This is a genomic window from Nitrospirota bacterium (assembly GCA_015233895.1).
Lineage (GTDB): Bacteria > Nitrospirota > Thermodesulfovibrionia > Thermodesulfovibrionales > Magnetobacteriaceae > Magnetomonas.
In genome coordinates this window covers 1-8,632 of the sequence record JADFXG010000051.1, presented here as the reverse complement: position 1 = coordinate 8,632, position 8,632 = coordinate 1, and the positions used below count along the sequence as shown (strand labels likewise).

Annotated in this window: 10 protein-coding genes; all 10 read left to right on the top strand. The window is 42.2% G+C overall.

From position 1 onward, the window contains the following. Window positions 1-426 precede the first annotated feature (426 nt). The 10 genes from HQK88_16955 (at window position 427) to HQK88_16910 (ending at window position 8,615) form a co-directional block, all read left to right on the top strand. Window positions 427-1,083: a Uma2 family endonuclease gene (locus HQK88_16955; GenBank protein MBF0618490.1), complete on the top strand. Its 657-nt coding sequence runs from the start codon at window positions 427-429 to the stop codon at window positions 1,081-1,083. A gap of 26 nt (window positions 1,084-1,109) precedes the next feature. Next, window positions 1,110-1,451 (top strand): nucleotidyltransferase domain-containing protein, encoded by a 342-nt coding sequence (locus HQK88_16950; protein MBF0618489.1) that lies wholly within the window; start codon window positions 1,110-1,112, stop codon window positions 1,449-1,451. After that, window positions 1,432-1,929, top strand: coding sequence for an adenylyltransferase/cytidyltransferase family protein (locus tag HQK88_16945; GenBank protein MBF0618488.1), 498 nt, complete (start codon window positions 1,432-1,434; stop codon window positions 1,927-1,929). The genes HQK88_16950 and HQK88_16945 overlap by 20 nt, the downstream gene beginning before the upstream one ends. Window positions 1,930-2,003: 74 nt before the next feature. Next, window positions 2,004-4,589, top strand: a complete 2,586-nt coding sequence (locus HQK88_16940) for a glycosyltransferase family 39 protein (protein MBF0618487.1) — start codon at window positions 2,004-2,006, stop codon at window positions 4,587-4,589. 115 nt (window positions 4,590-4,704) lie between these two features. Beyond that, window positions 4,705-4,893: a type II toxin-antitoxin system HicB family antitoxin gene (locus HQK88_16935; GenBank protein MBF0618486.1), complete on the top strand. Its 189-nt coding sequence runs from the start codon at window positions 4,705-4,707 to the stop codon at window positions 4,891-4,893. Next, window positions 4,893-5,120: a type II toxin-antitoxin system HicA family toxin gene (locus HQK88_16930; protein ID MBF0618485.1), complete on the top strand. Its 228-nt coding sequence runs from the start codon at window positions 4,893-4,895 to the stop codon at window positions 5,118-5,120. The genes HQK88_16935 and HQK88_16930 overlap by 1 nt, the downstream gene beginning before the upstream one ends. Before the next feature lie 155 nt (window positions 5,121-5,275). Next, complete coding sequence (locus HQK88_16925) at window positions 5,276-5,446, top strand: hypothetical protein (GenBank protein MBF0618484.1); 171 nt, start codon at window positions 5,276-5,278, stop codon at window positions 5,444-5,446. Continuing rightward, complete coding sequence (locus HQK88_16920) at window positions 5,439-5,951, top strand: GNAT family N-acetyltransferase (protein ID MBF0618483.1); 513 nt, start codon at window positions 5,439-5,441, stop codon at window positions 5,949-5,951. Before HQK88_16925 ends, HQK88_16920 begins: the two co-directional genes overlap by 8 nt. Window positions 5,952-6,076: 125 nt before the next feature. Continuing rightward, the gene (locus HQK88_16915) at window positions 6,077-6,922 is read left to right on the top strand and encodes a CHAT domain-containing protein (protein MBF0618482.1); all 846 of its coding nucleotides are present in this window, start codon (window positions 6,077-6,079) and stop codon (window positions 6,920-6,922) included. Window positions 6,923-6,941: 19 nt separating this feature from the next. Next, window positions 6,942-8,615, top strand: a complete 1,674-nt coding sequence (locus HQK88_16910; protein ID MBF0618481.1) for an AAA family ATPase — start codon at window positions 6,942-6,944, stop codon at window positions 8,613-8,615. The last annotated feature ends 17 nt before the right edge of the window (window positions 8,616-8,632 follow it).

The following is an 8,632-nucleotide window of genomic DNA, read 5'->3' as shown; positions in this document are numbered from 1 at the left end:
ATAGCGACGTGGTAATCTCATCATTATTATATTTTAGGCTGCTACTCGGTATTAATTGGGAAATACTTTTCCCACATTTTGGGAATTTTGCAACGGTCTCGAGTTGCGTTCAAAGATATAAATAAAAAACTGGATTCCTGCCTTCGCAGGAATGACAGGATAAGAACCACCCCTTTGTCATCCCGCACTTGTTGCGGGATCCAGTCCTTTTTCTCCACCATTACATTATATTACCTTTTTGGCAGCTACTTGCTCTAAATCGGCACCGCGCTTTAGTATCTGTTTAATATCTTACTTAAATTGCCCCCTACGAACAGGCTTGTACATCATTCGTTGATAACCAAATCTTTCAACAAACCGTCAATGCTTTCAAACCAGGTTAAGTCTTCTCCTCTGTCAGTCTTTTCAAAAGTCTCAAGAGTGGTTTTGTTTGGGCTCCACCCATATTCGGCAACCTATGAGGCTGCGCTTTTTTCTACAGTTAACGACATACTAAATTATACCATGTATTACTCTTTTTCGCAAAGCGACAAAGCGCAATTACCTGTGTTAGAATACTCCATGACGGTTATGCAAACGATTGAGAGAGACCTGGATTTGACGGAAATCATCAATGGGGAGGAAATCATGGGGCCCAGCCCGTTTGGAAAACATCAAAATATAGTGGGAAACTTATACGCTCTTATTCGTCAGTATGTCAAAAAAAATAACACCGGCAATGTGTACCTTGCTCCACTTGACGTTATATTTGAGGAGGGAGAAAACAGGCTTCAACCCGATATATTATTTATTCGAAATGAAAACATGGCGATCTTTCAGGACTGGATACGAGGGGTGCCTGATATGGTCTGTGAGATAGTGTCTGCGGGAACGTATGAGAAAGATACCGAAATAAAAAAGGCTGTCTATGAACGATACAAAGTGCCGGAGTACTGGATTGTAATTCCGGAGTTTCTGGCTGTGGAGATTTTTATAATAGAAAACGCTAAGTACATAAAGTACTCTTTTGCAGAGCTTGAAGGCGTTATTAAATCTAAAATTATCGAAGGTTTAGAGGTCAATATTAAGGATATTTTTGCGTAACTGTTTGACTACCAAAAGGAGTTTTTGTGAACGTAGATGAGACAATTACTGAAATTGTCCAAAGGATAGCCGCCTTTTGCAGTCCTGAAAAGATAATATTGTTTGGCTCGTATGCATATGGAAAACCGACAACAGACAGCGATCTGGATATTATGATTATCACTGACACAGTTGAAGCGCCGCATAAAAGGGCTGTTCCATTGAGAAAACTTCTGCGGGATATTTCCGTACCAAAGGATATTATTGTGAAAACGCCTGATGAGTTTAAGCGGTATAAGGACGTGATAGGCACAATTGTTTACCCAGCTGCACATCACGGAAGGGTTATATATGAAGGGGGAAACATAATTGGTAATAACACCGCTTGAGGAGCTGGCTAAAACACTTAAGCAGTTAAAATCTGAGGGAAAGAAAATCGTGCACTGCCACGGCTGCTTTGATCTGATGCACCCCGGGCATATTAAGCACTTTCAGGCAGCTAAAAAAATGGGAGACATCCTTGTTGTGACAGTTAGTCCGGATATCTATATTGATAAGGGTCCGGGCAGGCCCGTCTTTAACCAAACTCTGAGAGCCGAAAGCATTGCAGCCCTTGCATGTGTCAATTTTGTCGCTATAAACAAATGGCCTACCGCAGAGGAAACTCTGAGGCTGCTCAGGCCTGACATTTATGTTAAAGGCCAGGAGTTTGAAAAACTGGTGGATCCCACCGGTAAAATCCAGCGGGAATTTGACGTCGTTAAAGAAATCGGAGCTGAAATCAGATTCACACAAGAGGAAATCGTCTTTTCATCAACTAAACTGATTAACACTTATTTGTTGGGAAAAGACTCCAAATCCTGCTAAGAAGATTCCAAACCCTCTTAGAAATTTGCAGCATGAAATAATAAATTATTGTAAAATACGGGGTGAGGAGTGATTTGTACGAAAATCCCATAAAACCGCTTAAATCTGTAACGGTGTTTGATTCGCTTTTGTATGCAGCCCTTTGCATATATACGGTTTTCATATTGTTTTACAATCTTAGCGACCGGTATTTTTGGGCTGACGAGGCGGAAACGGCAGACCTTGCGGTAAGCATTACTAAATTTGGCATACCCAAAGCCTATGACGGCAAAAACTACATTTCCCTCTATGGCCCCTCCATATTTGAAAACAAATCCAACATAGTAACATGGCGGCCATGGCTGGACGAATACCTTGCCGCAGCGTCTTTTAAAACCTTTGGCTTTACGACTACCGCCGGACGCATTCCGTTTACCACAACAGGAGCTGCCGCCGTGTTTTTAATGGCACTGCTGTCTTACCGCATATTCAAATCACATAAAGCGGCAATCTCGGCGGCTGCCCTTGTTGCCGCATCTGAGCTGTTTGTTCTCCATGCAAGGCAGTGCAGATACTACTCTATCGTGATATTTGCAGAGATTTTACTAATCCTTGCCCTTTACAACATCTTAACCGGAAAAAGAAAATCCGGAATTGCCATCTTAACTGCCAGCCTGGCCCTGCAGTTTTACACAAACTACATCGTCATGGGCGGCAGTGTTTTTGCGATATGGATTTTGGCAGTTTTTACCCGCAAAAGAAATAAAGGATTTTTGCCCTCCGTTTTAATCAGCATAAGCGCTTTTTCACTTATTGCGCTACCGTGGCTGATATATGCAAAGCCCTGGGGCCAGTCTGGTCTTATGGGCAGGGGGGATATTGTCTCTAAACTACAGTTTTATATTTCTGAGATTCATTTCAATATTTTCCCTTTTGTTTTGATTTTTATTCCGCCTGCGTACTATCTGTTTCGGTGGATAGTTCCAAACACAAGGGGTGGCGTCCTGCCAAATGTGCCAGCACTTCAGAAAGATATTATGGCGTTTCTGGTTCTTACCATACCTTTTAACCTGGCTATCGTCTCACTTGCTCCGGAAATTTACATAAGATATATAGTGCATCTTATACCGGTTTTTGTGCTTTTGATAGTGTTTATTCTGGCAAACTATGTGCGTCCTGTGTGGCTTAGGCTGCCTCTGATATGTCTTTTATGTTTTACAAACTATATCTCCTATGTAAGCGCATATCCGTTTAAGTCTTTAAATGAACCTATGCTTGTGATGCACTACCCAAAAATTACGGTCTATAATCTGATAAAAAACACTCTGGCTGACTCGTCAAACCAATTAGAGGATACGGTCAATTACTTGCAAAAAGCAGGTAAACCCACCGATACGGTACTGTCGTCATGCCCGGAGTTTGCCCTGATGTTTTACACCGGTATGCGTGTGATTAATGCAAGATTTATAGAGACAGTGGATTTCCGGACTCTGCCGGAGTGGATATTTCCGGAGTGCGTATCGGAGGATACACCGGCAGAGCCTCTGTATCCCCCGTTAAAATACGCAAAGTACTACGCACCGGTAACCTTTGCTATTCATGATGGCCCGGTAATTGGCAACATGCCGGTTCCGGACATATACGGGCAGTTTACGTCACCGGGGATAAGCCAGGTGACAGTTTATAGGCTTCAGCCCGGAGCCCATGCAGACACAGCAAGTGATAAAACTCTCTTTAAACCGGCAGGGTTTAACGGTGATGTTACCTCAGTAAATGTATCAACAGATGGCAGGTTCATTGCGGTTGGCGGCGCACGCAACAAGATGATAGACAGCTCCGGGCAGGTCAAAATCACAGACATCAAAACCGGCGCTGTGGTTAGTGAAATTACAAGCAACATTCATCCGATTAAATCAGCGTTTCTGACGCCGGACGGGAAATCAGTGGTTGGAATTGTCGGCAACACAGTCAAACGCTGGGACGCTGTGACAGGGAGAAAACTAAAAACCTTTGCCGGCCACAAAGACCAGATAAACGCTATAGCGTTAGTGGCAGGCAGCAATCAGCTGTTAAGTGCCGCCAAAAACGACAAATTAAAACTGTGGGACATAACCTCAGGCAGGGAGTTATCGGCTTTTACCGGCCCAAAGAGCAACATTGTGGCAATAGCCGTGACCGCAGACGGGCGGTATGCAGTGTCGGCGGGGATGGATAACAGGTTGAAACTTTGGGATATTAAATCGGCCTCAGAGATAAAAACCTTTGTCGGCAACACTAAGGACATAAAGACAATAGCGATAAGTAAATCGGGGCGGTTTATGTTGACAGGGGGGGGGTATGACGGGGCGGTCAGAGTGTGGGACACAGAGCTGGGGCGTGAAGTAAAAGCGCTTATGGGACACACTGCCGCGGTGTCCTCTATAGTAATCACTCCGGATGACAAGTATGCCGTATCGGGCGGGGCCACAGGGCTTATCCGGGTGTGGGACATATCCTCAGGCAACGAGGCGGCGGTTTTCCCGGAGGGTTCAAGACATGTCTCATCGTTGTCGCTTACGCCGGATGGGAAATCAGTGGTAGCTGGGTTATGGAACGGTACGGTGTCGGTTTGGGATACAGCCTCTGGAAAACGTATCAGACAGATGGATTTGTTTGGTAAGCCTGTGGCTGTAAATAAGTAATTCAAAAAAAGATTAATCCGCAGATGGCGCAGATAAAGGAAACAACGCGGTTGCATTTTTGTATCAAATAGTATTAGTGTTTAGTATAATGATAACTGCTGACAAAGATATGGTAATGGTTTACGGTAAGCGGTATGAGGTTATTTTGCATCCTGATACGGAGGCGGGTGGTTTTTGGGTAGAGTCTCCCGCTCTCGGCGTGGTGTCTCAGGGAGAGACGGCAGAGGAGTGTCTTGAAATGATAAAAGAGGCTATGGAGCTTTATCTTGAAGACACGGCAGGTGCTCAGGCAAATATCGCCTGATGGGTAAACTTAGTAATTTACACCCTGACAGAGTTATAAAGACATTCCTAAAAGCGGGTTGGGAGTTTAAATCTCAAAGAGGCAGCCACGTAAAGCTCGTTAAGAATGAGGTGGCTGTTGTTTTACCATACCACAAAGGAAAACCTATAAAAGAACCTGTCTTATGTCATGAAATCAAAAAAGCAGGACTGACTGTTGATGAATTCGTGCAATTATACAAGGAATAGTTTTTGCCCGCCTGCGTTGGAGCAATCCCGCCACTAATGTCTGCGCCCTTGTAGGGGCAGCCCCCTGTGGCTGCCTTTCCTCTGTGCCCTTGCAATCCCTGCCATATTCTGAGTTATAATTGATATAGTATGTTTCTGAGTTAAAGGAGGGTCAAATGGCATTACCGATTAAAGCAACTCCCGTGTTAAAAGGGAAAGATGCTGATAACTTCTGGAAACGGGCAGCAGAATCGGAAGCCGGTTTACATAAGATATCGGATGAGGAAAGAAAGAGAATAAAAGAAAACGCTGCAAAGCTAAAAAATATTGCCAAGTTCCCTGAATGACTATAGTTTCATACGGCTTAATTTAAATTATAAGTTAAAGCCTTTTGATTGTGGAGAGGACGATTTAAACGATTTCTTTATCAATCAGTCCAAAGAACATCTTAAACAGTTACTTGCCGTTACATACATTTTAGAAAGCGATCGGGAAACAATTGCTTTTTATAGTGTTCTGAATGACAAGATAGACCGTACTAAAAGAATCAGCAAACGTTTTCCGGATAAAAAACGTTACACTACTTTTCCTGCAGTTAAAATAGGCCGTTTAGGTGTTCATAAAGATTATCAGAGACAAGGCTATGGAACGCTGTTATTTGACTATATAAAAGACTCGTTCGCCGATAATAATAAGACCGGATGCAGGTTTATAACGGTTGATGCTTATAACAATCCAAATATAATAAATTTCTATGAAAAAAACGGCTTTTTCTACCTATCGGCACAAGACAAAGATGAGAGAACACGATTATTGTGTTGTGACTTAATGGATTATGTTAATTACGGCTAAGTCCTGCGTTGGTGCAATCTTGTAGATTGCTCCGCAACGTTTCCTCTGTGCCCTTGCAATCTCCTCCATATTCTGAGTTATAATTTGGACAGTACATTTCATACGGAACGAGGACGAGGGCTACTATGCAATGGAAAGACGTTACGCTTGATATTTCTGCCGAACAACGAACGAAACTAAAAGAACTCGGTTCACAATTTAACGAGGCGATGGAAAATCATGGAATCGTCAACGATAAAATCCTTGACCCTCTGAAAGATGAACTATCAAATGTTATCGCCGCTAACCCTGATGTAAAAACAATTCTTAAAGATGCCGTTGAAACCGGCAATCATTATGTGCTGCGGCTGCTTGACGATGACAACGAAATCCTGAATCTCCCGTGGCCGCTTGCCGTTGAGTCCGACACTAAAACACGGCTCGGTGACATCGAAACCCTGCATCTATTAAAAACACCCGCTAAAATAAGTGATAAAAACTGCGCCGATTTTACACCGCATGTGGCAGCACCGCTAAAAATCCTTATTATGATTTCATCACCGCTTGATTTAGAATTAAAGGAGCGCCTCTCTTACGAAAAAGAAGAGGGCGACATTTTAAAAGCCTTTGAACCACTTCTTAAAACCGGTCATGTACAAATTGACTATACCGATGACGGTTCCCTTGACGCTTTAAAAGCAAAAATTGAAACTAACCAATACCACATTCTGCACTTTTCCGGCCACGGCGTGTTTAAGGAAGGCAAAAAGGATAAAGATGGTAAAAAATTTGAAAACGATAAAGGGTATTTACAGTTAGAAAATCACTATACGTTAAAAGGTGAATTAACAGATGAAGATAAGTTCGCTAAAGCGATCAATTTTAACCCCGATTATAAAATCCCGCTTGTTGTGTTGTCCTCGTGTCAGACCGTTCAGGGCGGCTCCGAGAAAATCCTAAGCGGCATAAACCAGCAAACTCTTAAACGTTAATACTCCGGCTGTTGTTTCTATGGGAATGTCTGTAATAGACGACCATGCAATATTTTTCACGGCAGAGCTTTATAAAGAGCTTGCAAAAAAACTGCCCATTACTAAGGCATTTACAAACGCACTAAATAGGCTAAAAGTTTATGAACAACAAGCTGCTAAGACCGGCTATTCAACGCAACAGTGGATGATTCCAAATCTCTACGTCTCACGTAAAATTGAAAACCTTGTGGATTGGAATAGCGCTCCTGTTCCTCTGGAATTAACAACATATCAGTATGTGACCGAAGGAAAACAAATATCATTGGCTCATAAGGCGGGTTTTATGTTTGTCAGGCGCAGAGCTGAGAAAGCAAAAGTCTTTGAGCCGTTTTTTGATAAGAGACCTATCATGCTGAAGGGTCAGGGAGGAGTCGGTAAAAGCACGATGGCCGAGTATATGGTTCAGCGCGCTATAAGTAAGAATCCAGCTAAAACGATACCAGTAATTATTACTGATAAGGTGCGCTCTATTGACGATGTTTTGAAATTAATTGAACTTAATATGATGAAAACCAGCTCAGAAAAATTCATGAACGCTATTCTTTGTGCAAAATCTACAGAAAAGGCTTTGGATAAGATTGATGTTTTATTAAATGCTTATGTAGAAAAATTTGACCCCGTGTTAGTGTTTGACAATCTTGAGACTTTTCAGGATGTTTCAACCGGTAATTTTCATAGCGAATATAATGACATTTACGAGGTGATAAAACATCTCTGTAACGAGAAGATCGTACAGCTGGTTTTAACCGGCAGGTATGCGATCCCCGGACTTGCAAATATAATCGAGGTCAATTTAAACAACATCGGGTTTAACGATTACTGGAAAAAGTGCCAATATCTGGAACTGTTTGAAATTCATCATGAGCTAAACAAGAAATTCTATTTAGATACGATTTTTGATAAGCAAGAAGCTGAGTTTGTTGATTTTGTGAGATTTTTACATAAAAATCTGGGCGGGAATTTCCGCGCTCTTGAGTTCTTTAACGAGATTTATAAGAGCAAGAAATCGGAAATCACAGAGTCGCTGCAAACGATAATCGGGATGAAAGCGGTTTTAGCTGCAAAAGTTAAAGACGTAAGGTCTGAGATGGCGCTGAATCTTGTTTTTAATGAGTTACTAAAGCTGGTAAGTGTTGAGCAAAAAAGGGTTTTGTATCTGTTTTCAAATTTTAGAATTCCGGTTCAACTTAAGGCGCTTAAGGAGCAGCCTGAGGGTGCTGCGGTAACTGATTTGGAATATTTAGGCAATCTGACTCTTATTGAGATTTCAACAGTTAAGACAAGCGATACAGACGCGGTTAAATATTATTTCGTAACGCCGATAATCGCCGATTTATTAAAAGATCATGACGGGCAAATGTTGAATGAGGACTTTATGTCAAATGAGGATACACTGAAAAAGACTGGATTCCCGCTCGTAGGCGGGAATGACAAGAAAAAAGACAGCAATGACAAGGAGGGGGCGTCCTCTTCTGTGACACAGTCCTCTTCTGTGACACAGTCTTTATCAAATACACAGTCTTCTTCAGTGACACCGTCTTTATCAAATACACAGTCTTCTTCAGTGACACCGTCTTTATCAAATACACCGTCTTTATCAAATACACAGTCTTCTTCAGTGACACCGTCTTCTTCAATGATACAGGCTGATTAGTCTGCCCGTTTTTTTTA